Origin of the sequence: Streptomyces sp. NPDC085900, assembly GCF_044540925.1 — a bacterium.
Taxonomy (GTDB): Bacteria; Actinomycetota; Actinomycetes; order Streptomycetales; family Streptomycetaceae; genus Streptomyces; species Streptomyces gilvifuscus.
In genome coordinates this window covers 461,928-487,650 of sequence record NZ_JBITSP010000002.1, presented here as the reverse complement: position 1 = coordinate 487,650, position 25,723 = coordinate 461,928, and the positions used below count along the sequence as shown (strand labels likewise).

The window sequence follows — 25,723 nt, the reverse complement described above, 5'->3', positions numbered from 1 at the left end:
CCCCGCCGATCCGTGGCTCAACCGGCCGTGCAGGTGCTGCCGTTCAGGGTGAACGCGGTCGGGGCCGTGTTGGTGGAGCCCTTGCTCGCGATGAAGCCGACCGTGACCGAGCCGCCGGCGGGGATGGTGGTGGTGTAGGAGGCCGGGGTGACGGTCACGGTGCCGCCGGACTGTGCGGCCGTGCCGCCCCACATGTTGGAGACGGTCTGGCCGTCGGCGAAGGTGAAGCCGAGCTTCCAGCCGTTGATGGCGGCGGTGCCGGGATTGCCGATCTTGATCTCGCCCTGGAAACCTCCGGGCCACTCCCCCACGACGCGGTAACCGACCGAGCAGGCGGTGGTGGGGGCCTTGTCGGTGGTGACGTTCACGGTGGCCGAGCGGGTCGAGCGGTTGCCGGCCGCGTCATGGGCGTAGACGGCGAAGGTGTACGCCGTCGCGGCGGTCAGTCCCGACACGGTGGCGGTGTTGGTGGTGGACGTGGCGACCCGGGTCTCGTCGCCGCTGCCGACGCGGACGACGTCGTAGCCGGTGACCCCGACGTCGTCGGTGGCGGCGGGCCAGGTGAGGGTGACGGACGTGGCCGTCACGGCCGAGGCGGTGGGCGTGCCGGGGGTCGTGGGCGCCTGGGTGTCGCCGGAGCCGCCGCCGAAGACCGTGGCCTCCTTGGCGGTCCGGGCGATGCCGTTGGCGCCGTTGAAGACCCGCTGCCCCCACGAACTGAGCTGCTTGGGATCGAAGTTGACCGCCAGGTCCAGGATCGGGTCGGTGTTGCCGCTCCACGACCAGGCCAGATAGCCCAGCTTCAGCTGCTGGGCGGTGGCCATCATGGTGTCCTCGTCGGGGTCGCCGTACTGGTCGGCGGGTCCGCCGAACTCGCCTATGAGGATGGGCAGTTCGGCACCGACGTAGGCGTTGAGGTAGTCGGTGATCTCCTGCGCGGTGTCGAACACGCTGTACATGTGGATGGAGAAGATGAGGTTGCCGGTGGTGTCGGCGTCGTAGACCGACTTGGCGTTGGCGCGCATCACGCCCTGCCAGTCCTGGCCCCAGTTGGGTGCGTCGACCATGATCGTGTGCTGGAGTCCGGCGCCGCGCAGCTTCTTGACGGCGGCGATGGTGGGGGCGGTCCAGCCGTCCGGATTGGTGTTGCCCCAGGGCTCGTTGCCGATGTTGATGACGATGTAGTTCTCCTGGCCGGCCAGCACGTCCTTGAGGCCGATCCAGTAGTCGGCCGCCTGGTCGAGCGTGCCGGCCGCGCTGTCCTCGCCGTAGCCGGTGGTGTCGTGCACCTCCAGGACGCAGATGAGCCGGTTGGCCTTGCACTGGGCGATGACGTCGGCGACGTCCGAGGCGCTGTCGGCGGCCCAGCGGTGACCGTCGGCCAGGACGACCCGGACGGAGTTGGCGCCGAGTGCCTTGATGTCGGCCAGCGACTGCTTGGTCTTGCCCGGGTACCAGGTGTGGGCGGCGTTGACGCCCCGCATGACGAAGTCGTTGCCGTTGCCCTCGACCAGCCGGCCGTTGCTGATGTGCAGGCCGGTGGCCTGGACGCCGGGTGACTGGGCGTGGGCGACGGCGGGGAAGAGCGCGCCGACGAGGACGAGTCCGACGAGGCTCGCCAGCAGGGCCATCAGGCCCGTCAAGGGGTGCTGTCGTGTCGTGCTGCTTGTTCTTCTCACTGCGGCTCCATGGGGGTGAGCGCCGGGAGACCCAGGCGTGGAAAAGGCACGAGCAGAGTCATGGGAGCGCTCCCATGAATCCACATCGTCCAGTACACGTCAAGCAGTGAGGCGTGACCCGGTCCCCCGGGCCGCTCAGACCACGAGCCCCGCGATGTGCGCGACGACCGTGTCGAGGATCTCCGACCAGGCCGACTCGTCCCCCAGCACCAGGAAGTTGAGGGTCAGCCCGTCGGTGACGGCGGCCAGGTAACGGGCCAACACGGGCACGGGAACGCTGAGTTCGAGATCCCTGTCCAGTCGCAGCCGCTCGATGAGCTCCGCGAAGGCGCTGCCGTACAGCTCGTGCTGGCGCCGGGCCAGGTGCTCGAATCCCGGCTCGCGCAGCGCGTACTGGGTCAGTTCGTAGGTGAGCATGTGCTCGTCGGGGTGGGCGCGCACATGGTCCCAGTACGCCTGGAAGCCGGCCCGGACGGTCTCCTCCAGCGTCGCCTTCGGGCGCAGCGCTTCCTTCACCACGGCCACGGAGTGGTCGGTGAGCGTCGTGATGACCGACTCGATCAGGGCCTGCTTGGAGTCGAAGCAGTAGTGGAAGACGCTCAGGGACACGCCGGCCTCGGCGGCGATGGACCGGGTCGTCGTCCTGGGGACGCCGTCCCGGGCCATCGCCCGGATCGCCGCTTCCGTCAGCTGTCTGCGTCGTTCGGCCGACGGTCTGCGTGCCATGCGTGTCCTCGGGTGTCGTGCGGGATGTCAGGCGCTGTGGACGCCGACGTCGTAGAGCGAGTATCCACAGGAGGTGCCGCGGGCGAGACCGTGGACGCGGACGTAACGGGCCGGTGTGCCGGCGAATCTGGCCGTGTCCAGCCCGCCGTCGCCGGAGGTGGTGGACCAGGCGGTCTGCCAGGTGGTGCCGTCGGTGGACAGCTCGATGCGGTACGACTTCCCGTACGCCCGCTCCCAGTCGAGGGTGACCCCGGAGACCAGGTGGGTGGAGCCCAGGTCGACCTGCCACCACTGGTCGTCGCTCCAGTCACTGGCCCAGCGCGTGCCCCCGTCGCCGTCGACCGCCCGCCCCGGCTGGTAGCTGGTGAACGGGTTCCACTCGGACGAACTGGCCGTCGCCGGCTGCCCCTTGGCGAGATCGACCGACGCCTGGTGCCGCTCCGTCGCACCCCAGGTGTCGAGGTAGGACTGCGCACCCCGGAACAGGTCGTCGACCACGGTCTGTCCGCCGACCTTCCTGATGTCCTCGATCCAGTCCGGGATCATCCCGACGTGCGCGGCGCCGTCGGTGTTGATGTCGAAGGTGCGCTCGCCGGAGGTCTGTCTGTCGATGACCGAGCCGCCGTCGACGCTCTTGAAGGGGTACGTCACCGGGTTCGAGGTGTTCGCGCCGCGTGGGGCCGGGTGGTCGCCGACGCCGTTGAAGTCGGTTCCGAAGCCGTAGCCGACGCCGTACTTGTCGCGCAGCGCCTTGGTGCGGGCCGCCTCGGCGACGAAGCCCTCGGAGCCGTGCATGTACTGGGCGACGAAACCGCCGAGGGCGTAGACCCGTTCGGTCCAGTTCAGGTCCATCCAGCTGTGCGAGGAGAGCACTCCGGGGTAGGAGGCCGACTCCAGGATGTCCAGCGCCTGGCCGACGGCCTTGACGCTCATGTGGTCGATCTCCAGCATCATCTTGCGCTTCATCATCCCGCGCACGGCGTACTCGCCGAGGTCGGTGAGCCCGCGTTTGTTGCACTGGGCGCCGGAGTCGTACGAGGGCACCGTCACGCCCGACGGCAGGTCGGACTCGGCCGCCGAGGCGGCGTTGCCGATGGGGTTGTCATGCTGCGGGCCGGTGCACTTCTCGGTCTGCCAGAAGGTGCCGGTAGACAGGAACTGGCCGACGTTGATGGCCGTTCCGAGGCCGCCGGAGTCGAACCGGACGCCGCACAGCGCGTTGTCGAACTTGTGGCACAGGAACATCGAGCGCACGCCGAGCCCGTACAGCTCGTCGAGCCCCTTGTCGATGTCGGCCTTGCTGCACTGCGGGATGTCCAGGATCTGCTTGCAGCCGAACGGCTCGGAGGTCTCGACGCCGAGGATGACGGCCAGCTTGCCCTGTTCGATGACCTCACGCGCCTGCGCGCTGTCGGTGACGATCCGGAACCAGCCCTTGCCGGGGCCGCCGTACATGGCGTCGACGTAGTCCTGGAGCTGGTACGTCATCCTCGCCTGCAGTCTGATCGAGGTCATCTCGTCGCAACTGCGGTCCTTGAAGGGGTAGATGGAGCAGATCATGCCGTTGGTGACGAGGTCGTTGACCAGCACTCGCTGCCCGCCTCGCCAGGCCCGCTCCACCCAGGCGTAGTAGTCGGCCTGGTGGGTCATCGAGTCGTAGGCCGGCCAGTCCTTGAAGGTCGGCCAGCCGACCGGGTCGTGCCTGCCGTCGCCGCCGTGGGTGATGTAGTCGAAGACCGCGAGGGTGCCGTCGGGGTAGTGCTCGGGGCAGTCCTTGAGCGCGTCGGCGACGCCGTTCGTGGAGAACACCTTGCCGCAGATCAGCCGCCCGCCGAAGGCCTCGTTGCCGAAGAGGTGGTTGTGGGCGTCGACGAACCCGCGCACCTTTCCGGCCGAGTCGGTGCCGGTGAACGGCTCGCCGGTGACGTTGATCTGCACGTCCGGCGTGGGTGCCGCGGTCGGGATCCACCAGTCGGAGCCCGCCGCCGAGCTCGGCGTGGGGCCGAGGATCACGGCGAACACCAGGAGGAGCAGCGACATCAGGGTGACGTTCCTGCGTCTGCGGTTCGAGCGTCGGTTCGGCGTCACTGCCCACGTCCCTCCGTCGGCGCGATGGCGCGGTCGGCCGGCCCCATGGCGTCGAGGAGACGATGGGGTTGTCATGGCCAGCGCAATATCTGGGACGAGGATCGGGGTGGCGGCCCGGCGAGTCAAGGGTCCGGGACGCTTGACCTGATGACGCCGGGGGACGTTCGCCGCCCCCGATGGCACCGAGGGGCGTTCAGCCCGCGAACCGGGCCCATTCGCCGAGCACGGGTACGCACTTCTCCGCGAAGTACTCATAGTCGGCAGCGGTGTTGTACACGTGCGCGGACAGACGCCAGTAGCCGACGCCGCCGAAGCTGGTGAAGGCCGCCTCCACGTCCAGTTCGCGGGCGACGCGGTCGCGCAGGGCGTCGGCCTCGACGCGGGTGCGGCCCAGGCCGTCGGGGAGGCGGACCAGACGCATGCCGGGCACGGGCATGCCGACGTCGACCCGGCTGTCCTCGCCGGTGAGTTCCGCGAAGGCGGCGCCGACGACCTGGGCGCCGTAGTCGGCGAGGTCGTCCATGTAGCGGCGGGCGGCGTCCCAGCCCCAGGTGTGCTCGACGAGTGCCAGGGCGGTCGGCGCCGCCAGGTAGGAGGTGGCGTCGATGGTGCCCTGCTGGTCGAAGCGGTCGGGGTACGGGTCCAGGGCGCCCCACGAGTCGATGAGCGGGTACAGCCGGTCGCGCTGCGGGCCGCGCGCGACGAGCGCCGCGGTGCCGCGCGGGGCGCAGCCCCACTTGTGCAGGTTGCCGGTCCAGAAGTCGTACGGGGCGTCGGCGAGCGGCGTGGCGAGCAGCCCGGGCGCGTGCGCGCCGTCGACGAGCATCAGGATGCCGCGTCGCCGCGCCTCCTCGCCGATCGCCTCCACCGGCAACCTGCGCGCGGTCGCCGAGGTGATCTGGTCGACGACGACCAGACCGGTGGCCTCGCCGAGTTCGGCGACCACGGCCTCGTACGCCTGCTCGGCGTCGGCGTCCAGCGGCACCCGCGCGGTGCGCACCCGGCCGCCCCAGCGCCGGGCCAGCCGCTCGGCGCCCATGGTCACGGCCCCGTAACCGTGGTCGGTGACGACGATCTCGCCGCCCTGGCGCGGGGCGAGGGCTGCGTAGACGACGCTCGCGCCGGCGCTGGCGTTCGGCACCAGGGCGAGGTCGCCGGCGTCCACCCGCAGGAGCGCGGCGAGTTCCCGGCGGGCCGCGGCGAGACGCGGGGGCAGCGTCGGGAACCACACCACGGGCGAGCGTTCCATCTCGGCGCGCAACTCCTGCTGCCGCTCCTGCGCCGCCAGCGGGACGGCGCCGAAGGAGCCGTGGTTGAGGTGCCTGAGGGCGGGGTCCAGCGACCACGCGGCGGCGGCGGGCCGGCCGTCGGCCAGCAGCAGGGGGTGCGGCGCGGTGGCCGGCTCGGTTTCGCTCACGTCGGGCAGCTTTCCGGAGGACGTACGATCACCCGCATCCTGACACGGCACGCGGGCCGCCCGAACGCCCGGTCCGGCGGGCCGGTTGCGCTCCGCAAAAACGTTTGACGAAGATCGGCACCCGGCGGTCGGATGACTCCCCATGACCACAGGGCAGATGCATCCCGGCGCGCACCCCGTCGACGAGGGCCTCGTACGGCGGCTCGTCGCCGGGCGGTTCCCGCGGTGGGCGGGGCTGCCGGTGCGCCGGTTCCCCTCGGGCGGCACGGTCAACGCCATGTACCGGCTGGGCGAGGACATGGTGGTACGGCTGCCGCTGGTGGCGGGCGGGGCCGATGACGTCGCGCGGGAGCGGCGCTGGCTGCCCGCTCTCGCACCGCTGCTGCCCACGGCCGTGCCCGAGGTGCTCGGCGCCGGGGAGCCCGCCGAGGGATATCCCTGGCCGTGGTCGGTGTACCGGTGGCGGGCGGGGCGCAACCCCGAGGAGGGGGCGCTCGAGGACCCGGTGGGGCTGGCGGGGGACCTGGCGGCCTTCGTCACGGCGATGCGGGGCCTGGACCTGCCGGACGCCCCGCGGGCCCACCGCGGCGGGCCGCTGACCGCCCTCGACGCCGAGACGCGGGCGGCGATCGGGGCGCTGCGCGGGCTGCCCGAGGAGGGTGTCGACTGCGACGCCGTGGCCGCCGTGTGGGAGGACGCGCTGCGGGCCCCGGACCGGGACGGCCCCGACGTGTGGCTGCACGCCGACCTGATGCCGGGCAACCTGCTCGTGGCGGACGGCCGGCTGGTCTCCGTGATCGACTTCGGCTGCATGGGGGTGGGCGACCCCGCCTGCGACCTGTTCCCGGCATGGAACCTGCTGCCCGCCGGGGCGCGGGCGGTCTTCCGGGAGGCGCTCGACGTGGACGACGCGAGCTGGCGGCGTGGCCGGGCGCGAACGCTGTCGCAGGCGGTGATCGCGCTGCCGTACTACCGGACGACGAACGCGGCGATGGCCCGCAACGCCCGGCATGTGATCCGGACGGTGCTGGAGGAGGTCTGAGGCGGCTGCTCCGGCGGAGTCGGTGTGCCGTGTGTGCGGTACATCGCCTCGACGTCCAGCTCCAGTCGGCCCGCCGTGCCGACCACCGCGATGCCGCGCGCCACCCTGTGTCGCACACCGCGCGGCTACCGCGCCACCGTGGCCGGAGTCGGCCGTCGGGACGCAGACCGTCAGTCCACGGGCCAGGTGTGGGCGGGGGCGTTGAGGTGCATGTAGTCCATGTAGGTCGTGGTCATTCGGCGCAGGGCCTCCCCGCGGTCGGGGATTCCGGCCTTCTGCAGGTGGTGCACCGTCTCCGCCTGCCACAGGGCGCCGTTGCGGGCGGTGACGCAGCGCTGTTCGATGATGCCCAGGAGGGGTTCGCGCCAGGCCGCGTCCAGGCCTGCCAGCTCCAGGCCCCGATGGGCCAGTGGCAGCAGGCGGCGCAACACCAGCTCCGTGACCGGGACTTCACCGGTGCCGGGCCAGTACAGGCGGGCGTCGATGCCGTCGCGGGCCGCGGCGTGCAGGTTCTCCTCGGCGACCGCGAACGACATCCGCGTCCACACCGGCCGGTCCTCGTCGACCAGGGCGCGCGTCAGGCCGTAGTAGAAGGCGCCGTTGGCGATGATGTCGGCGACCGTGGGGCCGGCGGGCAGTACGCGGTTCTCGATGCGCAGGTGCGGACCGCTGTCGGTGACGGCGTAGACGGGCCGGTTCCACCGGTAGATGGTGCCGTTGTGCAGGGTCAGCTCGCCCAGCTCCGGAATGCGCCCGGCGTCGAGCGCCTCCTGCGGGTTCTCCTCGTCGCAGATGGGCAGCAGCGCCGGGAAGTAGCGCACGTTCTCCTCGAACAGGTCGAAGACGCTGGTGATCCAGCGCTCCCCGAACCACACCCGCGGGCGCACGCCCTGCGCCTTGATCTCCTGCGGCCGGGTGTCGGTTGCCTGCTCGAACAGCGGTACGCGGGTCTCGCGCCACAGCTCCTTGCCGAAGAGGAAGGGCGAGTTGGCCGCCAGCGCGATCTGCACGCCCGCGATCGCCTGCGCCGCGTTCCAGTAGTCGGCGAAGTCCTTGGGGTCCACCTGCAGATGGAACTGGGTGCTGGTGCAGGCGGCCTCGGGCGTGATGGCGTCGGCGTACATCGACAGGCGCTCCACGCCGTCCACCCTGATGCGCAGGTCCTCGCCCCGCGCCGCGAAGATCTGCTCGTTGAGGAGCTTGTAGCGCGGATCGCCGGACAGGGCCGCCTCGCCCACGTCCGACTCCCGCAGGGTCGGCAGGATGCCGACCATGATCAGGCGGGCGCCTACGGCACGGGCGCGTTCGTCGGCGTGGTTGAGGGCCTGGCGGATGGCCTCCTCCCAGGCGCCCGGCCCGCCGGTCGTCAGCTCCCGGGGCGGGATGTTGATCTCCAGGTTGAAGCGGCCCAGCTCGCTGGACCAGGCGGGGTCGGCGATGGCGTTGAGCACCTCGGTGTTGCGCATCGCCGGCAGCCCGTCGTCGTCGACCAGGTTGAGCTCGATCTCCAGCCCGACCCGGGGGCGCTCGCTCTCGAAACCCGACTCGTGCAGCATCTGGGCGAGTACGTCGAGGCAGCTGTGCATCTTGTCCCGGTACCGACGGCGGTCCTCCCGCGTGAACACCAGGGCCGGCACGTCACGTCCCATCGGGCCCTCCCGAGTCCCCTCGGCGGATGCCTGTCGTCCCAGCGTCGCACCTCGCGCGGCTCGCGGACAGTCGGAGCCGGGCGTACCGGCGGTACGGCGACCCTGTGGTCACGGAGCGTGCCCTTCGGCGCTTCCCGGGATCGAGGCGTCCCACGGTTGTCCGGGTGCCCGCTTGCGGCGGACCGGAACGTCCGCGGTGGCCGCGAGGATGCCGCGGAAGGTGGGGCACTCCATGTGGCTGGGCGCGGGGCAGGCGGCGACGTGCCGCAGGGAGTCGCGCAGGACGACCAGTTCGGCGATCCGCCGGTCCAGTTCTCCGGCCTTGTCCACCAGGGCCTGCCGGTCGATGCGGACGGTCCCGTCCGGTGCGAACACCCGCGCGATGTCGTCGAGCGGGAACCCGGCGGTGCGCGCCAGCGCGATCAGCGCGAGACGCTGCAGCACGGCGGGGTCGTACTGGCGGCGCAGGCCCCGTCGGCCGACCGGTGTGATCAGGCCCTTCTCCTCGTAGTATCGCAGCGTGGAGGCGGGCACCCCGGCGCGCCGGACCACCTCGGCGATGTCCAGCTCTGTCATCCTCTTGACCTCAAGTCGGCTTGAAGTAGCACGGTGTCATCCTGGCCCGACGACGGCAACCACAGGAGACGGTCATGGACGTGGAGCGCAGCACCGGAGACGAACAGGCGGCCCGTTGGAACGGTGCCGCGGGACAGGCCTGGGTCGAGGCCCAGTCAGTGCTGGACGGGTTGCTCAGGCCCTTCGAGGCGCCGCTCCTCGACGCGGTGGAGGCGTCCGCCGGGCCGGCGGGCCGGGTGCTGGACGTGGGCTGCGGAACCGGCGGCACGACCCTGGCGGCCGCGCGGCGGCTCGGTCCGGCGGCCCGCTGCGTGGGCGTCGACATCTCCGAGCCGATGATCGCCGCCGCCCGGGAGCGCGCCGAGCGTGAGGGCACCGCCGCGTCCTTCGTCCGCGCCGACGCGGCGGACCACGCCTTCGAGCCGGGCGCCTTCGACGCCGTGGTGTCCCGCTTCGGCGTCATGTTCTTCGCCGACCCCGTCCGGGCCTTCGCCAATCTGCGGCGGGCGGCGCGGGAGGGGGCCGGGCTGCGGTTCATCGCCTGGCGCGGCCCGGCGGACAACCCGTTCATGACGACGGCCGAGCGCGCCGCGGCCCCGTACCTGCCCGGCCTTCCGGCACGCCGGCCCGACGAGCCGGGCCAGTTCGCCTTCGCCGACCCCGACCGGGTCCGGAGCATTCTGGCGGAAAGTGGCTGGGCCGATGTCGACGTCCGGCCGTTCGACGCCGAATGCACCTTTCCCGAGGGGCAGTTGGTCGGCTACTTCTCGCGGATGGGGCCGGTCGGGCAGGCCCTGCGGGAGGTGGACGAGGCGACCCGGACGAAGGTGGTCGAGACCGTCCGCGCCGCCTTCGAACCCTTCGTGCACGGTCCGGAGGTCCGTTTCACGGCGGGCGCCTGGCTGGTCGACGCCCGCGCGTCGTAGCGAGCCGCGGCATCCCCGCGGCTCGCGCTACACGTACTCCGTCGCCGCGTCCAGCAGCCAGTCGGTGAGGTAGCCGGCGAAGGAGGAGCGGACCAGCACCCAGAAGCCGGCCCGGGCCTCGTCGCGGGCGACCAGGACGACCTGGGTGCGGCCCAGGGCGGTCTGGGCACAGCGGCCGGGGCCGAAGACCCGCGGGTGCAGGTCGAGGGCGCAGCCGTGGGCCAGCAGGTCGCGGGCGCGGGGGCCGGCGACCAGGAGCGTGGTGCGCTGGGCGGAGACGTCGGTGACGGACACCGGTTCCTCTCCGGCCGCTTCCCTGATACGGCCCTCCAGGTCGTGCTGGGTGCCGGGCGGGCCGACCAGCAGCCACTCGTCCGGGCCGAGCCACAGTGCGGTCAGCTCCCCCGCCCGCACCACGGTGTCGGGTTCCAGCGGCAGTTGCAGGCCCAGGGTGAGCGCCACGGCGTCCGCCGCGGGCCCCTTGGCGTCGAGACGGACGTTCACCTGGGCCAGGAAGGGCAGTTCGGCCAGCCGGACGGCGCCGCCGGAGGCGCGCGTCGCGGCCGCCAGACGGCCGGCGGCCTGCGCCAGGGGGCTGCGGGGCGGGGCGGTGAGCGCGGTGTCAGCCATCGCGGCGGGCTCCCTCGGGGTCGTAGAGGACGGGGCTTGCGACCGTCACCGGGACCAGCCGGTCGCCGACGGGGGCGTACAGCCGCTCGCCGATGCGGTCCCGGCCGCCCTTGACCAGGGCCAGGGCGAAGGTCCGGCCCAGGGCGGCGCTGCGGTAGCTGGAGGTGACGTGGCCGAGCATCGGCACGGGCGGGGCGGGCAGCACGCTGTCGGCCACCAGGTGCGTGCCCTCGGGCAGGAAGGCGGCCGGGTCCTCGGGGAGCAGACCGACCAGGTGCTTGCGGTCGGGGCGGACGGCGTCGGCGCGGGCGTAGGAGCGCTTGCCGAGGAAGTCCGGCTTCTTCTTCGACACCACCCAGCTCATGCCGAGGTCCTGCGGGGTGACCGTGCCGTCGGTGTCCTGGCCGACGATCGGGTAGCCCTTCTCGGCGCGCAGGACGTGCATGGTCTCGGTGCCGTACGGGGTGATGCCGTACGGGGCGCCGGCCTCGTACAGCGCCTCCCACAGGGCGAGGGCCTCCCAGGGCGAGACGTTGATCTCGTAGGCGAGTTCACCGGAGAAGCTGATGCGGCAGACGCGTGCCTCGATTCCGGCGACGGTCGTCTCCCGCCAGGCCATGAACGGGAAGTCCTCGTTGGCGACCGCCAGTTGGGGTGCCAGGGAGCCGAGGACCGCGCGGGACTTCGGGCCCACCAGGGCGACGGTGCCCCACTGCTCGGTCACGGACGTGCAGTGCACCCGCAGTTCGGGCCACTCCGTCTGCAGCCACTCCTCCATCCAGTCCAGTACGGCCGCGGCGTTGCCCGTGGTCGTGGTGACCAGGAAGCGGTCGGGGGCGAGGCGGATGACCGTGCCGTCGTCGAAGACCATGCCGTCCGGGCGGCACATCACGCCGTAGCGGATCATGCCGACCTTCAGGGTGCTCATCATGTTCGTGTAGAGCCGGTCCAGGAGGACGCCGGCATCGGGGCCCTGGACGTCGATCTTGCCGAGGGTGGAGGCGTCCATGAAGGCGACGCCCTCCCGGGCGGCGGCGCATTCGCGCAGGACCGCGCTCTCCATGTCCTCGCCGTCCCGCGGGTAGTACCAGGGCCGCTTCCACTGGCCGACGTTCTCGAACAGGGCGCCGTGTCCGACGTGCCACTCGTGCAGGGCGGTGGTGCGCACCGGGTCGCTCAGCACCCCGCGGTCGCGGCCCGCGAGGGCGGCGAAGGAGACCGGGGTGTAGGGCGGGCGGAAGGTGGTCGTGCCGAGCTCCGAGACGTCCACGCCGAGCAGTTCGGCGACGACTCCGCTCGCCAGGACGCCGGAGGTCTTGCCCTGGTCGTTGGCGGTGCCGGCCGTGGTGTAGCGCTTGGTGTGCTCCACCGAGCGCAGGCCGGCGCCGGTGGCGCGGGACAGGTCGTCGACGGTCACGTCGCGTTGCAGGTCGACGAAGCGGGGGGCGCCTTCACGGCCGGGGACCGTGAAGACCCGCATGGGGGGCGTCGGCCGCGGCTGCGCGGGCGGCCGCGGGAGGTGAGGCCGTTCGGGCGTGTAGCCCTCGGCCTCGACCGCGCGGGCGCCGGCCGCCGCGCCCTGCGCGAGGACTCCGGCCAGGTCGAGGACGCCGCTTGCGCTGCCCGCGACCTCGACGGCCTGCCGGCAGGTGTCGGGGACGAAGGTGCCGAGTTCGTCGTCGTAGCGGAGTCTGCCGCCCGCCTGGCTGAACAGGTGCGCCACCGGGTTCCAGCCGCCGGAGACCAGCAGCAGGTCGGCGGCGAACTCCCGCTCTCCCGTGGTCCGTCCGTACGGGGCGACGGTGACCGCGGTCAGCCGCGCCTCGCCGTCCGTGCCGACGACGGCGTGCCCGGGCAGCACCTCGATGCCGGCCGCGCGGGCGCGCTCCGCCCACTCGCCCACGTCGGTACGGGTGTCGACGATCGCGGTGATCCCTGCGCCGGCCCTGTGCAGGTCCAGCGCCGCCGCGTACGCGCTGTCGTTGGTGGTGAAGACGACCGCGTGGCGGCCGGGCAGCACGCCGTGCCGGTTGAGGTAGGTGCGGGCCGAGGCGGCCAGCATCACGCCGGGGCGGTCGTTGTCCGCGAAGGCGAGCGAGCGTTCGTGGGCGCCGGTGGCGAGGACGACGCGGCGGGCACGGATGCGGTGGACGCGTTCGCGGGCGACGTGTGGCGGGGCGGCGGCGCCGAGGTGGTTGGTGCGGCGCTCGACGGCCAGGAGGTGGTTGTCGTCGTAGTAGCCGAAGACCGTGGCGCGGCGCAGCACCTTGACCTCGGGCGCGGTGTCGAGGTGGGCGCCCGTCTCGTCGACCCAGTCGAGGAGTTCGCCGGTGCCGCGGAGGCTGCCGCCGAGTTCGGGACGGTCGTCGGCGAGGATGACGCGGGCACCGCTACGGGCCGCGGCGGCCGCCGCCGCGAGGCCGGCCGGTCCGCCGCCGACGATCAGCAGGTCGCAGTGGTCGTGTACGGCGTCGTAGCGGGCCGGGTCGGGGCTGGTGGCGAGGCGGCCCTGGCCGGAGAGGCTGGTCGCGACCAGGCCGTCGTAGAGCTCGACGGTCGTCGCGGGCAGCATGGGCTCGGGGAAGGGCTCCTCGATCTGGACCACGGCGTTGGGTTCCTCCACGCCGGCGGAGAAGATGCCTCGGGGGCGGCCCCGTTTGATGCTGGTCGCTGCCGCGATGATGCCGTTGGCGAGGAGGGCGGAGGCGAGGGTGTCTCCTTCTACGCCCTGGTATTCGGTGCCGTCGAAGGTGAAGGTGAGGGTGCGCTTGCCGGTGCGGACCGGGGGCTCTGCCCCCGGACCCCCGATCGGCCCCGAAAGGGCCTTGTCCTCAAACGCCGGACGGGCTGGTTGGGGCCGCCGGGGTTCGGGCGTCTTGGGGCGCTCCTCCCCCGAGCGGTACACCGCGAGGACCTCGTTCGTGGCGGTGTCGCGTACCGCGTTGAACCAGCGGCGGCAGCCGGTCGCGTGGCTCCAGCGCTCGGCGAAGGGGCCCTTGGGGTTGGCGCGGAAGAACAGGTATCTGGCCCACTCCTCGTCGGACAGAGCCGAAGGGTCCTGGGGGTAGGGGACGTGGGCCTGGCCGCCGTAGTGGAACTCGGACTCGTCGCGGGGCCCGCACCAGGGGCAGGAAATGAGCAGCATGGGTCGGCTCCCAGTGGTCCTAGTGGGCGACCGCGGCCGCGCCGTGCTCGTCGACGAGCGCGCCGGTGGTGAAACGGTCGAGCGAGAAGGGGGCGTTGAGGGCGTGCGGGGTGTCGTGGGCGATGGTGTGGGCGTACACCCAGCCGACGCCCGGCGTGGCCTTGAAACCGCCGGTGCCCCAGCCGCAGTTGAGGTAGAGGTTGTCGACGGGGCTGAGGCCGACGATCGGCGAGGCGTCGGGGGTGACGTCGACGATGCCGCCCCAGGTGCGCAGGACGTGCGCGCGGGCGAAGACGGGGAACAGTTCCAGGGCCGCGGACATCTGGTCCTCGATGATGTGGAACGCGCCGCGCTGGGTGTAGGAGTTGTAGGCGTCGATGCCCGCGCCCATCACCAGCTCGCCCTTGTGCGCCTGGCTGACGTACACGTGGACGGCGTTCGACATGACCACCGTCGGGTGCACCGGCTCCAGCAGTTCCGACACCAGCGCCTGCAACGGGTGGCTCTGCAGCGGAAGTTCGATGCCCGCCATGGCGGCGAGGACCGAGGTGTGCCCGGCCGAGCACAGGGCTACCTTGCCCGCCGCGATCGGCCCCTGGTTGGTGCGGACTCCCACCACCCGGCCGCCGACCACGTCCAGGCCGGTGACCTCGCAGTTCTGGATGATGTCGATGCCCGCGGCGTCGGCGGAGCGGGCGAAGCCCCAGGCGACGTAGTCGTGCTTGGCGATGCCGGCGCGGGGCTGGTAGGTACCGCCGAGGACCGGGTAGCGCACGTCGGGCGAGATGTTGACGATCGGGCAGACCTCCGCGACCTGCTCGGCGTCCAGCCATTCGGCGTCGACGCCGTTGAGGCGGTTCGCCTCGACGCGGCGCACGCTGTCCCGGACGTCCTGCGGGCTGTGGGCGAGGTTCAGCACCCCGCGCTGGGAGAAGAGGATGGGGTAGTCCAGCTCCTCCTCCAGCCCCTCCCACAGTTTCAGCGCGTGTTCGTAGATGCCCGCGCTCTCGTCCCAGAGGTAGTTGGAGCGGATGATCGTGGTGTTGCGGGCCATGTTGCCGCCCGCCAGCCAGCCCTTCTCCAGCACGGCCACGTTGGTGATGCCGTGGTTCTTCGCGAGGTAGTGGGCGGTCGCGAGTCCGTGCCCGCCGCCGCCCACGACGACCACGTCGTACGACCGCTTCGGCTCGGGTGTGCGCCAGAGGAACTCCGGGTGGTCGGGGAGGTCGGCGCCGGGGGTGGTGGGGCTCATCGGGCGACTCCTGCGGGTCCGGAAAGGTGCGGGTAGAGCGGGTGCCGGGCGGCCAGCGCCGCCGTGCGGGCGCGCAGGGCCGCGGTGTCCGGCTCCGGCTGGAGGGCGAGGGCGATGACGTCGGCGACCTCGGCGAAGTCGTCCTCGGTGAAGCCGCGGGTGGCCAGGGCCGGGGTGCCGATGCGCAGGCCTGAGGTGACCATGGGCGGGCGCGGGTCGAAGGGGACCGCGTTGCGGTTGACCGTGATGCCGATGTCGTGGAGGAGGTCCTCGGCCTGGCGGCCGTCGAGCGGGGACTCCCGGAGGTCGACGAGGACCAGGTGGACGTCCGTGCCGCCGGTCAGGACCTTCACCCCGGCCTCCGCCGTGTCCGGCCGCGTGAGGCGTTCGGCGAGGATGCGGGCGCCCGCGAGGGTACGGGCCTGGCGCTCGGCGAACTCGGGTGACGCGGCGACCTTGAAGGAGACCGCCTTCGCGGCGATGACGTGCTCCAGCGGGCCGCCCTGCATGCCGGGGAACACCGCCGAGTTGATCTTCTTGGCGAGGTCGGCCTCGTCGGTGAGGATGACTCCGCCACGCGGACCGCCGAGCGTCTTGTGGGTGGTCGTGGTGGTGACATGGGCATGCGGTACGGGGTTCGGGTGCAGCCCGGCTGCCACGAGCCCCGCGAAGTGCGCCATGTCGACCATCAGCAGCGCGCCCACCTCGTCGGCGATCCGCCGGAAGGCCGCGAAGTCCAGCTGCCTGGGGTACGCCGACCAGCCCGCGATGATCATCTTGGGGCGGTGTTCCTTGGCGAGGCGCTCGACCTCGTCCAGGTCGACCAGGTTGTCGGCCTCGGAGACGTGGTAGGGCACGACGTTCAGCATCTTGCCGCTGTAGTTGATGCGCATGCCGTGGGTGAGGTGGCCGCCGTGCGCGAGGTCCAGACCCAGGATGGTGTCGCCGGGCTGCAACAGGGCGAAGAACACGGCCGTGTTGGCCTGGGCGCCGGAGTGCGGCTGGACGTTGGCGAAGCCGGCGCCGAACAGGGACTTGACCCGCTCGATCGCCAACCGCTCTGTGACGTCGACGTGTTCGCAGCCGCCGTAGTAGCGGCGGCCGGGGTAGCCCTCGGCGTACTTGTTGGTGGCGACCGAGCCCTGGGCCTCCATCACGGCGGTCGGGGCGAAGTTCTCGGAGGCGATCATCTCCAGCGTGGACTGCTGGCGGTGCAGCTCGGCGGCGAGGGCCGCGTGGACCTCGGGGTCCAGCTCCGACAGCGGGGTGTTGAGCGCGTTCATACGGCGTTCGCGTTCCTCTCGGCGGCCTCGACGACGTTGGCGAGCAACATCGCGCGGGTCATGGGGCCCACACCTCCGGGCATCGGCGCGACCCATCCGGCGACCGTGGCGGCCTCCGGGTGCACGTCGCCGACCAGCCCGTTTTCGGTGCGGGTGATACCGACGTCCAGGACGGCCGCGCCGGGGCGCAGCATGTCCTTCGTGATCAGTCCGGGCGACCCGGCTGCCGCGACGACGATGTCCGCCTCGCGGACGTGCCAGGCCAGGCCCTTGGTGCCGGTGTGGCAGAGGGTGACGGTCGCGTTCTCGGAGCGGCGGGTCAGGAGCAGGCCGATGGGGCGTCCGACGGTGATGCCGCGTCCGATCACGCAGACCCGCGCCCCGGCGAGGGGCACCTCGTGGCGGCGCAGCAGTTCGACGATGCCGCGCGGGGTGCAGGGCAGCGGCGCCTCGGTGCCCAGGACGAGCCGGCCGAGGTTGACGGGGTGCAGTCCGTCGGCGTCCTTGGCCGGGTCCATGCGGGCCAGTACGGCGCCCGCGTCCAGGTGCGCGGGGAGCGGGAGTTGCACGATGTAGCCGGTGCAGGCGGGGTCGGCGTTGAGCTCGTCGACGACGTCCTCGACCTGCCGCTGGGTGGCGTCGGCGGGCAGGTCCCGGCGGATGGAGGCGATGCCGACCTGCGCGCAGTCCCGGTGCTTGCCGGCCACGTAGGCCCGGCTGCCGGGGTCGTCACCGACGAGAACCGTGCCGAGACCGGGCGGGCGACCACCGTCGGCGGTCAACTTGGCGACACGATCGGCCAGTTCGCGCCGGATGTGGCCGGCGGTGGCCTTGCCGTCGAGTACCTGTGCTGTCACCGACGGTGCTCCTTTCCTGACGAGGACTGGATGCCGTAAAGGGGCGCGGGGAACTGCGCGACCAGCCACAACCAACCCGCAGCCGAGCCACGACCCACCGCGGCACCCCCTTCGAACTCACCCACGCAGCCGGGACATCGTCGGGTCGAACAACGGCTCCTCGGCGACGACCGCCTCGATCCGCTGATCGAAATACCCGATGTGCAGCACCGTCCCCGGCGCGGCCACCTCCGTCGGCAGCCACGCGTACGCGATCCCCTTGCCGATCGTGTAGCCGTACGCCGCGCTGGTGACGTAGCCGACGGCGCGCTCCCCGTCGTACACGGGCTCCTTGCCCAGGACGACCGACCGCGGGTCCGCGATGGTCAGGCAGGTCAGCTTCCGTCGTACGTCGGCCTTACGGCGTTCCAGGGCGGCCTTGCCGACGAAGTCCTCCTTGTCGGGCTTGACCGCGAAGCCGACGCCGGCCTCGTAGGGGTCGTGCTCGTAGGTCATGTCGGTGCCGAAGGAGCGGTAACCCTTCTCCAGGCGCAGGCTGTTGAAGGCGCCGCGGCCGGCGATGATACCGCCGAGCGGCCGGGCCGCGGCCCACAGCGTGTCCCAGAGCTTCTCGCCGAGGTCGGCGGTGGTGTACAGCTCCCAGCCGAGTTCGCCGACGTACGACAGCCGCATGGCGGTCACCGGGACGCTGCCGATGTGGGCGCGTTTGGCACGGAAGTACTTCAGGCCGTCGTTGGAGAAGTCCTCGTCGGTCAGCGGCTGCAGGACCTTGCGGGCCAGTGGCCCCCACAGGCCGATGCAGCAGGTGCCGGGCGTGATGTCGCGGACCTGGACGGTGCCGTCGGCGGGCAGGTGGCGGGTGAACCAGTCGAGGTCGAGGTTGCCGTTGGCGCCGACCTGGAAGAGGTCGCGGGCCGGCCTCGCCACCGTGATGTCGCTGCGGATGCCGCCGTCGTGGTCGAGCAGCAGGGTGTAGGTGACCGAGCCGACGGACTTGGCGACCTTGCCGGTGACCAGGCGCTCCAGGAAGTCGGCGGCGCCCGGGCCGCTGACCTCCAGGCGCTTGAGGGCGGTCATGTCGAACAGGGCGACCGTCTCGCGGGTGACCTGGGCCTCGGCGCCGACGATGGGCGACCAGTACCGCGCGGCCCAGTCGTTCGGGGTGGGGATGGAACGGCCTTCCACCAGGCCCGCGTTGGCCTCGTACCACTGCGGCCGCTCCCAGCCGTTGGCCTCCAGGAAGAAGGCTCCGTGCTCCTGCTGACGAGCGTGGAAGGGGCTCTTGCGGATCGGGCGCGGCTCACCGCTCGGCTGGAGGGGGTGGAGGATGTCGTAGACCTCGACGAAGTTCTGGCAGTCGCGCGCCAGGACGTACTCGGGGGTCAGCTGGTGCGGCTCGAAGCGGTTGACGTCGCACTCGTGCAGGTCGAACGACGAGCAGTGGCCGTCCACCAGCCACTCGGCCATCGCGCGGCCGACGCCCGCGGAGTGGGTGACCCAGACGGCCTCGGCGACCCAGAAGCCCTTGACGTCCGGGGACTCGCCGAGGAGCGGGAAGTTGTCGGTGGTGAAGGAGAACAGGCCGTTGATGCCCTCCTCGACCTTGGCCTCGCGGGTGGCGGGGAGCAGGTCCTGGGTCTCGCTCCAGGCGGGCGCGAAGTCCTCCTCGGTGAACTTCAGGACCGAGGGCATCCGGTCGGCCTCGTCGACGGAGAGGATCTCGTCGGCGGTGATGGGCATGGGGCGGTGGCCGTAGTAGCCGATGCCGATGCCGTCGAAGCGGTCACGGTAGTAGAGGTCGGCGTCCTGGTGGCGCAGGATCGGGCGGACCGCCTCCTCGGTCTGGCCGGCGAGGGCGGGGATCGGGCCGGTCCAGGCGAGTTGGTGGGCGAGCGGGGTGAGCGGGAGGTTCATGCCCACCATGCGGGCGATCTTGGGGCCCCAGATGCCGGCGCAGCACACGACGATGTCGGCTTCCAGGTCTCCCTGGTCGGTGCGGACGCCGGTGACCTCGCCGTCGGCCCGGAGCACGTCCGTGACCTCGTGGCGGGCGAGGAAGGTGACGCCGCGCTCGGTGGCCCGGCGGATCTGGGCCTCGACCGCGAGGACGGCCTTGGCCAGGCCGTCGGTGGGGACCAGCAGGCCGCCGAGGACCTTGGCGCCGTCGACCAGGGGGTGCTGTGCGACGCACTCGTCGGGGGTCAGCAGCCGGGACTCGATGCCCCAGGCGCTGATCCAGCCGTGGCGGCGGTGCAGTTCCGCCAGCCGCTCGGGGGTGGTGGCCACTTCCAGGCCGCCGACCTGCAGGAAGCAGGGCTTGCCGTCGACGTCGAGGGAGCAGAACTTCTCGACGGTGTAGCGGGCCAGTTCGGTCATGGTCTTCGACGAGTTCGTCTGGAAGACCAGACCGGGGGCGTGCGACGAGGATCCTCCGGTGGCGGGGAGGGGGCCCTGGTCGACCACGGTCACTTCGGTCCAGCCTCGCGCGGAGATCTCGTCCGCGAGAGCCGCTCCCACGACGCCCGCTCCGATGATCACCACTCGGGGTCCCGCCATCGCCGCACCTCCGGAATCAGAACCGTTCAGTTGCTTTCTGCGCAACGTGATTCAGGTTGCGCAACTCAGCGTGCCTTCCGGGAATGGGGGTGTCAAGAGGTCCGTGACGTCGGAAAACGGCGTGAAACACGCCCTGAACACGGCAATGCCCGGCGGGCGGTACGCACAGGTGCGCACCGCCCGCCGGGCGTGTTCGACCGGCCCCGGGCCGGGCCTACTTGAGCCAGGCGTCCACCTTGTCCTTGTTGGCGTCGACCCACTTCTTCGCCGCCGCGTCGTCGGTCATCTTGTCCTGCGCGATGTACTTGGCGACGGTGTTCTGGTCCTCGTTCGTCCAGTTGAAGTTCTTCACCAGCTTGTAGGCGGGGCTGCCCGACTTGGCGAACTTCGTGCTGACGATCTTGTCCAGGTCGTAGACGGGGTAGTCGCAGGCGATCTTCTCCGCCACGGCGTCGCAGCCGGTGGTGTACTTCGGCAGCGACACCTTCTTCAGCGGGACCTCGGACAGGAACCACTGCGGCTCGTAGAAGTAGCCGATGACCCACTTCTTGTTCTTCTCGGCGTCCCGGAAGGACTGGATGAGCGCGGTCTCGCTGCCCGCGTACACCACCTTGAAGTTCAGCTTGAGGTTCTTCACCAGGGCCGCGTCGTTGGTGACGTAGGACGGGTCGCCGTCCAGGAGCTGGCCCTTGCCGCCCGACTCCGAGGTCTTGAAGTTCGCGGCGTACTTGTTGAGGTTCTTCCAGTCGAGGATGTCGGGGTGCGCCTTGGCCAGCCACGGCGGCACGTACCAGCCGATGATGCCCTTGTTGCCGGTCTGGCCGGCCTCCTGGGCGGTCTTCTGCCCGGTGATGTACTTCTTCTTCAGGTCGTCGTGACCCCAGTTCTCCAGGACGGTGTCGACCTCGCCGGTGCCGAAGCCCTGCCAGGCGATCTCCTCCTTGAGGTTCTTCTTGTTCACGGTGCAGCCGAGGTTGTGCTGGGCGACGTAGGCGACGACCGCCGCGTCGGCCTCGTAGCCCACCCAGGGGTTGACCGCGAGGTTGAAGTTGCCGCACTTGCCGGAGCTGCCCGCGTTGTTCGAACCCGAGGAGGTGTCGCCGACCTTCGCGCCGCCGCAGGCGGTGAGGGTGAGGCCGAGGACGGCCAGGCCGGCCGCGCCGGCACGCCAGTGTCTTGCCATGGTGTCCTGCTCCTTTAAGCGCTCGCGCGTCGCGCCGCTGCCTGAGTGATCCGGTCGAACATGACTCCGAGCAGTACGATGGCGAGTCCCGCCGCCAGCCCCTTGCCGTACAGCTCACCCTGCGAGAATCCGGCCACGACGTCGTAGCCGAGGGCGCCCGCTCCTACCAGGCCGCCCACAACAACCATCGACAGCACGTAGATCAGGCCCTGGTTGGTCGCGAGCGTCAGGGCACTGCGTGACATCGGCAGTTGAACCTTGGTGATGATCTGCCAGGTGTTGCACCCGGCGGAGGTGGCCGCCTCCACGGTGGTCTCCGGCACGGCCCGGATCCCGTCCGCGATGATCTTCATCGCGACCGGCGCCCCGTAGACGACGGCGGCGACGATGGCCGTGAAGCGGGTGGCGCCGAACAGCGCGAGGAACGGCACCAGATAGACGAACGGCGGCATGACCTGGGCCGCGTCGAGGCTGGGCCGGATGACGCGGTCCACGACCGCGCTGCGGCCCATCCACACCCCGAAGACGATGCCGAGGACCATCACCAGCACGGTCGCCACCAGCGTCGAGGCCAGCGTGGTCATGGCGTCCGACCACACCCCGGTGCCGACCAGCAGGCCCACGCACACGGCCGCCGTGACGCCGGCCTTCCAGCCGCCGAGCACCACGCCCAGCACGACCAGCACCGCACCCACCAGCCACCACGGGGAGTCGGTGAGCAGGGTCTGGAACGGGTTGAGCAGGCCGTTGGTGATGGCGTCGCGGACGGCGTTGGTCAGGCCCGACAGGTTGTCCTGCGCCCAGTTGGTCGCGGTGTCGGCGGCGTCGGCGATGTGGGTGCCGACGGTGCCGTCGCCGGGGAAGTCGGCCGCCCACACATAGGTGTGGGACAGGTAGACCAGGACCAGCGTGAGGACCGCGCCGGCGCCCAGCAGCGGCCGGCGCCACGTCGCGAAGCGGTCCCTGGAGTTGCGCGCGGTCTCCTCGCGGGCGCTGGCCGCGGTGGTGACCCGGTCCAGCACGATCGCCATGACGACGATGGCGAGGCCCGCGTTGAAGGCCGTGCCCACGTCGAGCGACTGCAGGGCCTGGATGACGTTCGCGCCGAGGCCGGGCGCGTTGATGAGGGCCGCGATGGTCACCATGGCCAGGGCGGCCATGATGGTCTGGTTGACGCCCATCACCACGGTCCGCTTGGACATCGGCAGCAGGACCTTCAGCAGCGACTGGCGGCGGGTGGCGCCGAGCGAGTCGGCCGCCTCGACGGTCGTCCTCGACACGTTGCGGATGCCGTGCGCGGTGATGCGGATGGTCGGCGGGGCCGCGTAGATGACGGTGGCGATGGTGGCGGAGGCGCCGCCGATGAGGAAGAACAGGGTCAGCGGCGCCAGGTAGACGAAGGTCGGCATCGTCTGCATGAAGTCGAGGAAGGGCGTGACCACGCGGTTGAACCGGTCGGACAGACCGGCGCACACGCCGAGCGGGATCGCGAAGAGCAGGGCCACGAACACCGCGGAGAGGGTGAGCGCGAGGGTGTCCATGCTCGCCTGCCACAGGCCCTGCAGCCCGAAGAAGGTGAAGCCCGCCACCGCCAGCAGCGCCACACGCCAGTTGCCGACGGCCCAGGAGACGTAGCCGGCCAGGCCCACCACGCCGAGCCAGCCGATCTGCGGGACCGGGCGGCCGCCGGAGGGCTGGGAGATCAGGTGCTGGACGAAGGTCACCAGGTTGTCGATGACCAGCCGGATCTCGTTGAAGAAGTACAGGAAGAGCGGGTTGGAGTTGCGGTTGGCGCCGATGGAGTCGTTGAGGTCGTTCAGCCACTTGTGCAGACCGGTGAGGTCGGCCGCCGCCAGGGACAGGGTCTGCCTGCCGCGCAGTACGGCGAACAGCACCAGCCAGACGACCAGGACGGCGCCGACCATCATGGCCCGGCTGACCTTGCGGGTCTTCTCGACGGGGGCGGCGGGGACCGCCTTCTCCGCCGTGCCGGGTTTCTCGTCGGGCTTCTCGATGGTGACGGCCATCATGCGCCGCCTTCCTGCCCGGCGACCACGGAGAGGATCTCCTCGTCGCCGACGATGCCGAGCAGCTTGCCGTTCTCGACGACCTTGACCGGCTTGTGGGCGGCCAGCACCGTCCGGGTGGCCTCCCGTACGACGACGTCCGGGCCGAGTTCGGGGCCGTCCAGTTCGTCGCCGTCGGCCGGCGGGCGCATGATCCACCGCAGGGTGAGGACCTCACCGCGCGGTACGTCCTTGACGAACTCGCGGACGTAGTCGTCGGCCGGGGCGCCGACGAGTTCGTCGCCGGTGCCGCACTGGACCGTCTTGCCGTCGCGCATGATCAGGATGCGGTCGCCCAGCTTGAGCGCCTCGGAGAGGTCGTGGGTGATGAACACCATGGTCTTTCCGACCTCGTGGTGCAGCCGGATGACCTCGTTCTGCATGTCGCGGCGGATCAGCGGGTCGAGCGCGGAGAACGGCTCGTCGAAGAACAGGACGTCCGGCTCGCCGGCCAACGCCCTTGCCAGGCCGACGCGTTGCTGCATGCCGCCGGAGAGCTGGTCGGGGTAGGAGTGCTCGTATCCGGCGAGCCCGACCAGTTCCACGACCTCCATGGCGCGTCGGGTGCGCTCGGCCCTGCTCATGCCGCGGATCTCCAGGCCGAAGGCCACGTTGTCGACGACCCGGCGGTGGGGCAGCAGCCCGAAGTGCTGGAAGACCATGGAGAACTTGCGGCGGCGCAGTTCCCGCAGCCGGGCCGCGTCGGCGCCCCGGATGTCCTCGCCCTCGAAGACGATCTCGCCGGAGGTGGGTTCGATCAGCCGGGTCAGACATCGTACGAGCGTGGACTTGCCGGAGCCGGACAGGCCCATGACGACGAAGACCTCGCCGGGGGCGACGTCGAAGCCGACGTCCCGGACGGCGGCCGTGCAGCCGGTACGGTCCATGAGCTCGCGGCGGCTGAGGCCGCACAGCTCCTCGGACTCCGGCACCTTCTCGGCCTTCGGCCCGAACACCTTCCACAGCCTGCGCACGGAGATCACCGGCGTGCCGGCCGAGTCCTGGGGCCCGCCGCGCCGCTGCGGCACCTCGGTCTGTGTGGTGGTCACGTTCGACCTCATTTCGGCGTTCAGCCGCGGAACCAGTGCTGCGGCCGAGGTTGGATGTTCTGCCAGATGTGTTTGGGCTCGCGGTATTCGTTGAGGCCGGTCGGTCCCAGCTCCCGGCCCGTGCCCGAGTGCCCGAAGCCACCCCATTCCGCCTGCGGCACATAGGGGTGGTAGTCGTTGATCCACACCGTGCCGTGGCGCAGCCGCCGGGCGACCCGCTGGGCCCTGCCCGCGTCCTGCGTCCAGACGGCTCCGGCGAGCCCGTACTCGGTGTCGTTGGCGATGCGGACGGCGTCGTCCTCGCCGTTGAAACGCTCCACGGTCAGCACGGGTCCGAAGGACTCCTCGTGCACGACCCGCATGTCCTGCCGGCACTCGTCGAGGACGGTCGGCGGGTAGTAGAAGCCGCCCGCGAGGGCGGGGTCGTCGGGCCGCTCGCCGCCGCAGCGCAGTACGGCGCCCTCCGCGAGCCCGGTGGCGACGTAGGCCTCGACCTTCGCCAGGTGCTGGGCGGAGATCAGCGCGCCGGTCTCGGCGTCCGGGTCGAAGGGGCCACCGAGCCGGATTTGCCGGGCGCGGCGCACGACCTCGTCGACGAACCGGTCGTGCAGGGCGTCCTCGACGATCAGCCGGGCGCCGGCCGAGCAGACCTGCCCGGAGTGCAGGAAGACGGCGGTGAGGGCGAAGTCGACGGCCGCGTCGAAGTCGGCGTCGGCGAAGACGACGTTGGGGTTCTTGCCGCCGAGTTCGAGGGCGACCTTCTTCACGGTCGCGGCGGCGGTGGCCATGATTCGCTTGCCGGTCTCCAGACCACCGGTGAAGGAGACCATGTCGACCGCGGGGTGTTCGGCGAGCGGGGCACCCGCCTCGGGTCCGGCGCCCAGGACGAGGTTTCCGGCGCCCGCGGGCAGTCCCGCCTCCTCCAGGGCCCGCATCAGCAGGACGGAGGTGGAGGGGGTGAGCTCGCTGGGCTTGAGGACGAAGGTGTTGCCGGCGACGAGGGCCGGGGCGACCTTCCAACTCGCCTGCAGCAGAGGGTAGTTCCACGGTGTGATCAGTCCGCACACCCCGACCGGCTCGTACTCGACCCGGCTGACGGCGTCGTCGCGTCCGGTGTCGATGACGCGTCCGGCGTCGGTGCCGGCGAGGCCGCCGTAGTGGCGGAAGCAGGAGACGACGTCGGCGATGTCGTACTCGCTCTCCACCAGCCGCTTGCCGGTGTCCAGCGACTCGGCGCGGGCGAACTCCTTGGCGTCCCGCTCCAGGATGTCGGCGGTGCGCAGCAGCAGGGCGCCGCGCTCGCGCTCGGGGGTGCGCGGCCAGGGGCCTTCGTCGAAGGCGCGGCGGGCCGCGGCGATCGCCGCCTCGGTGTCGGCGCGTGTCGCCTCGGAGACGGTCGCGGCGAGCGTGCCGTCAGCGGGGCAGCGGATCTCGCGGCGGCCACCGGCCACCGACTCCCGCCATTCACCGTCCACATACAGGTCTGCCACGCGCCCAGCCCTTCAACCGAAATGCGTTGCGCATCGTGCACCCAATTGCTTGTGGTGGAACACCCTGGCGAATGTGAGGACATACGTCAAGGGGTCCGCCGATGACGAT

18 protein-coding genes are annotated in these 25,723 nt (G+C 71.3%); 2 read left to right on the top strand and 16 right to left on the bottom strand.

Going from position 1 to position 25,723, the window contains the following annotated elements:
* Positions 1-17: 17 nt before the first annotated feature.
* From ACIGDI_RS06915 to ACIGDI_RS06900, 4 genes are all read right to left on the bottom strand, one after another.
* Positions 18-1,631 (bottom strand): cellulase family glycosylhydrolase, encoded by a 1,614-nt coding sequence (locus ACIGDI_RS06915; protein ID WP_399892966.1) that lies wholly within the window; start codon positions 1,629-1,631, stop codon positions 18-20.
* A 183-nt stretch (positions 1,632-1,814) separates the two neighbouring features.
* Positions 1,815-2,405: a TetR/AcrR family transcriptional regulator gene (locus ACIGDI_RS06910; protein ID WP_399891597.1), complete on the bottom strand. Its 591-nt coding sequence runs from the start codon at positions 2,403-2,405 to the stop codon at positions 1,815-1,817.
* Positions 2,406-2,432: 27 nt separating this feature from the next.
* A complete protein-coding gene (locus tag ACIGDI_RS06905) occupies positions 2,433-4,445 on the bottom strand; it encodes a discoidin domain-containing protein (protein ID WP_399891594.1) in 2,013 nt (670 codons plus the stop codon).
* A 241-nt stretch (positions 4,446-4,686) separates the two neighbouring features.
* Positions 4,687-5,910 carry an aminotransferase class V-fold PLP-dependent enzyme gene (locus ACIGDI_RS06900; RefSeq protein ID WP_399891591.1) on the bottom strand — a complete coding sequence of 408 codons (1,224 nt, stop codon included), beginning with the start codon at positions 5,908-5,910 and terminating at the stop codon, positions 4,687-4,689.
* Between the two features lie 142 nt (positions 5,911-6,052).
* Here ACIGDI_RS06900 and ACIGDI_RS06895 point away from each other — a divergent pair, with 142 nt between their 5' ends.
* A complete protein-coding gene (locus ACIGDI_RS06895) occupies positions 6,053-6,952 on the top strand; it encodes an aminoglycoside phosphotransferase family protein (RefSeq protein ID WP_399891588.1) in 900 nt (299 codons plus the stop codon).
* A 170-nt stretch (positions 6,953-7,122) separates the two neighbouring features.
* On the opposite strand, the gene ACIGDI_RS06890 is transcribed toward ACIGDI_RS06895, so the two are convergent.
* Both ACIGDI_RS06890 and ACIGDI_RS06885 read right to left on the bottom strand, forming a co-directional pair.
* Positions 7,123-8,601, bottom strand: coding sequence for a glutamate-cysteine ligase family protein (locus tag ACIGDI_RS06890; protein WP_200700410.1), 1,479 nt, complete (start codon positions 8,599-8,601; stop codon positions 7,123-7,125).
* Positions 8,602-8,709: 108 nt separating this feature from the next.
* The gene (locus tag ACIGDI_RS06885; RefSeq protein ID WP_399891584.1) at positions 8,710-9,177 is read right to left on the bottom strand and encodes a helix-turn-helix domain-containing protein; all 468 of its coding nucleotides are present in this window, start codon (positions 9,175-9,177) and stop codon (positions 8,710-8,712) included.
* Positions 9,178-9,251: 74 nt separating this feature from the next.
* On the opposite strand from ACIGDI_RS06885, the gene ACIGDI_RS06880 reads away from it, so the two are divergent.
* Positions 9,252-10,103, top strand: a complete 852-nt coding sequence (locus ACIGDI_RS06880; protein ID WP_399891581.1) for a methyltransferase domain-containing protein — start codon at positions 9,252-9,254, stop codon at positions 10,101-10,103.
* A gap of 27 nt (positions 10,104-10,130) precedes the next feature.
* Here ACIGDI_RS06880 and ACIGDI_RS06875 read toward each other — a convergent pair whose 3' ends face one another.
* The 10 genes from ACIGDI_RS06875 to ACIGDI_RS06830 all read right to left on the bottom strand — a co-directional run bounded on the left by ACIGDI_RS06875 (position 10,131) and on the right by ACIGDI_RS06830 (position 25,614).
* Positions 10,131-10,733 (bottom strand): sarcosine oxidase subunit gamma, encoded by a 603-nt coding sequence (locus tag ACIGDI_RS06875; RefSeq protein ID WP_399891578.1) that lies wholly within the window; start codon positions 10,731-10,733, stop codon positions 10,131-10,133.
* Complete coding sequence (locus ACIGDI_RS06870; RefSeq protein ID WP_399891575.1) at positions 10,726-13,878, bottom strand: sarcosine oxidase subunit delta family protein; 3,153 nt, start codon at positions 13,876-13,878, stop codon at positions 10,726-10,728. The genes ACIGDI_RS06875 and ACIGDI_RS06870 overlap by 8 nt, the downstream gene beginning before the upstream one ends.
* Before the next feature lie 19 nt (positions 13,879-13,897).
* On the bottom strand, positions 13,898-15,130 hold the full coding sequence (locus ACIGDI_RS06865; protein ID WP_399891572.1) for a sarcosine oxidase subunit beta family protein: 1,233 nt from the start codon (positions 15,128-15,130) through the stop codon (positions 13,898-13,900).
* Entirely contained in the window at positions 15,127-16,413 is a 1,287-nt protein-coding gene (glyA, locus tag ACIGDI_RS06860; protein ID WP_399891569.1) for a serine hydroxymethyltransferase, read from the bottom strand. Before glyA ends, ACIGDI_RS06865 begins: the two co-directional genes overlap by 4 nt.
* A complete protein-coding gene (locus ACIGDI_RS06855; RefSeq protein WP_399891566.1) occupies positions 16,410-17,270 on the bottom strand; it encodes a bifunctional methylenetetrahydrofolate dehydrogenase/methenyltetrahydrofolate cyclohydrolase in 861 nt (286 codons plus the stop codon). The genes glyA and ACIGDI_RS06855 overlap by 4 nt, the downstream gene beginning before the upstream one ends.
* A gap of 117 nt (positions 17,271-17,387) precedes the next feature.
* Entirely contained in the window at positions 17,388-19,826 is a 2,439-nt protein-coding gene (locus tag ACIGDI_RS06850) for an FAD-dependent oxidoreductase (protein WP_399891563.1), read from the bottom strand.
* Between the two features lie 214 nt (positions 19,827-20,040).
* Positions 20,041-21,009 (bottom strand): ABC transporter substrate-binding protein, encoded by a 969-nt coding sequence (locus ACIGDI_RS06845; protein WP_399891560.1) that lies wholly within the window; start codon positions 21,007-21,009, stop codon positions 20,041-20,043.
* Positions 21,010-21,023: 14 nt separating this feature from the next.
* Positions 21,024-23,036, bottom strand: a complete 2,013-nt coding sequence (locus ACIGDI_RS06840) for an ABC transporter permease (protein ID WP_399892963.1) — start codon at positions 23,034-23,036, stop codon at positions 21,024-21,026.
* Complete coding sequence (locus ACIGDI_RS06835; RefSeq protein WP_399891557.1) at positions 23,036-24,124, bottom strand: glycine betaine/L-proline ABC transporter ATP-binding protein; 1,089 nt, start codon at positions 24,122-24,124, stop codon at positions 23,036-23,038. Before ACIGDI_RS06835 ends, ACIGDI_RS06840 begins: the two co-directional genes overlap by 1 nt.
* 20 nt (positions 24,125-24,144) lie before the next feature.
* On the bottom strand, positions 24,145-25,614 hold the full coding sequence (locus ACIGDI_RS06830; protein ID WP_399891554.1) for an aldehyde dehydrogenase family protein: 1,470 nt from the start codon (positions 25,612-25,614) through the stop codon (positions 24,145-24,147).
* Positions 25,615-25,723 lie beyond the last annotated feature (109 nt).

Bases quoted from the DNA above. Each gene is read 5' to 3' on its own strand.
- ACIGDI_RS06905 (WP_399891594.1), bottom strand. From the start codon at position 4,445: ATGTCGCTGCTCCTCCTGGTGTTCGCCGTGATCCTCGGCCCCACGCCG.
- ACIGDI_RS06875 (WP_399891578.1), bottom strand. From the start codon at position 10,733: ATGGCTGACACCGCGCTCACCGCCCCGCCCCGCAGCCCCCTGGCGCAG.
- ACIGDI_RS06895 (WP_399891588.1), top strand. From the start codon at position 6,053: ATGACCACAGGGCAGATGCATCCCGGCGCGCACCCCGTCGACGAGGGC.
- ACIGDI_RS06885 (WP_399891584.1), bottom strand. From the start codon at position 9,177: ATGACAGAGCTGGACATCGCCGAGGTGGTCCGGCGCGCCGGGGTGCCC.
- ACIGDI_RS06890 (WP_200700410.1), bottom strand. From the start codon at position 8,601: ATGGGACGTGACGTGCCGGCCCTGGTGTTCACGCGGGAGGACCGCCGT.
- ACIGDI_RS06865 (WP_399891572.1), bottom strand. From the start codon at position 15,130: ATGAGCCCCACCACCCCCGGCGCCGACCTCCCCGACCACCCGGAGTTC.
- ACIGDI_RS06845 (WP_399891560.1), bottom strand. From the start codon at position 21,009: ATGGCAAGACACTGGCGTGCCGGCGCGGCCGGCCTGGCCGTCCTCGGC.
- ACIGDI_RS06840 (WP_399892963.1), bottom strand. From the start codon at position 23,036: ATGGCCGTCACCATCGAGAAGCCCGACGAGAAACCCGGCACGGCGGAG.
- ACIGDI_RS06915 (WP_399892966.1), bottom strand. From the start codon at position 1,631: ATGGCCCTGCTGGCGAGCCTCGTCGGACTCGTCCTCGTCGGCGCGCTC.
- ACIGDI_RS06880 (WP_399891581.1), top strand. From the start codon at position 9,252: ATGGACGTGGAGCGCAGCACCGGAGACGAACAGGCGGCCCGTTGGAAC.
- ACIGDI_RS06850 (WP_399891563.1), bottom strand. From the start codon at position 19,826: ATGGCGGGACCCCGAGTGGTGATCATCGGAGCGGGCGTCGTGGGAGCG.
- ACIGDI_RS06910 (WP_399891597.1), bottom strand. From the start codon at position 2,405: ATGGCACGCAGACCGTCGGCCGAACGACGCAGACAGCTGACGGAAGCG.
- glyA (WP_399891569.1), bottom strand. From the start codon at position 16,413: ATGAACGCGCTCAACACCCCGCTGTCGGAGCTGGACCCCGAGGTCCAC.
- ACIGDI_RS06870 (WP_399891575.1), bottom strand. From the start codon at position 13,878: ATGCTGCTCATTTCCTGCCCCTGGTGCGGGCCCCGCGACGAGTCCGAG.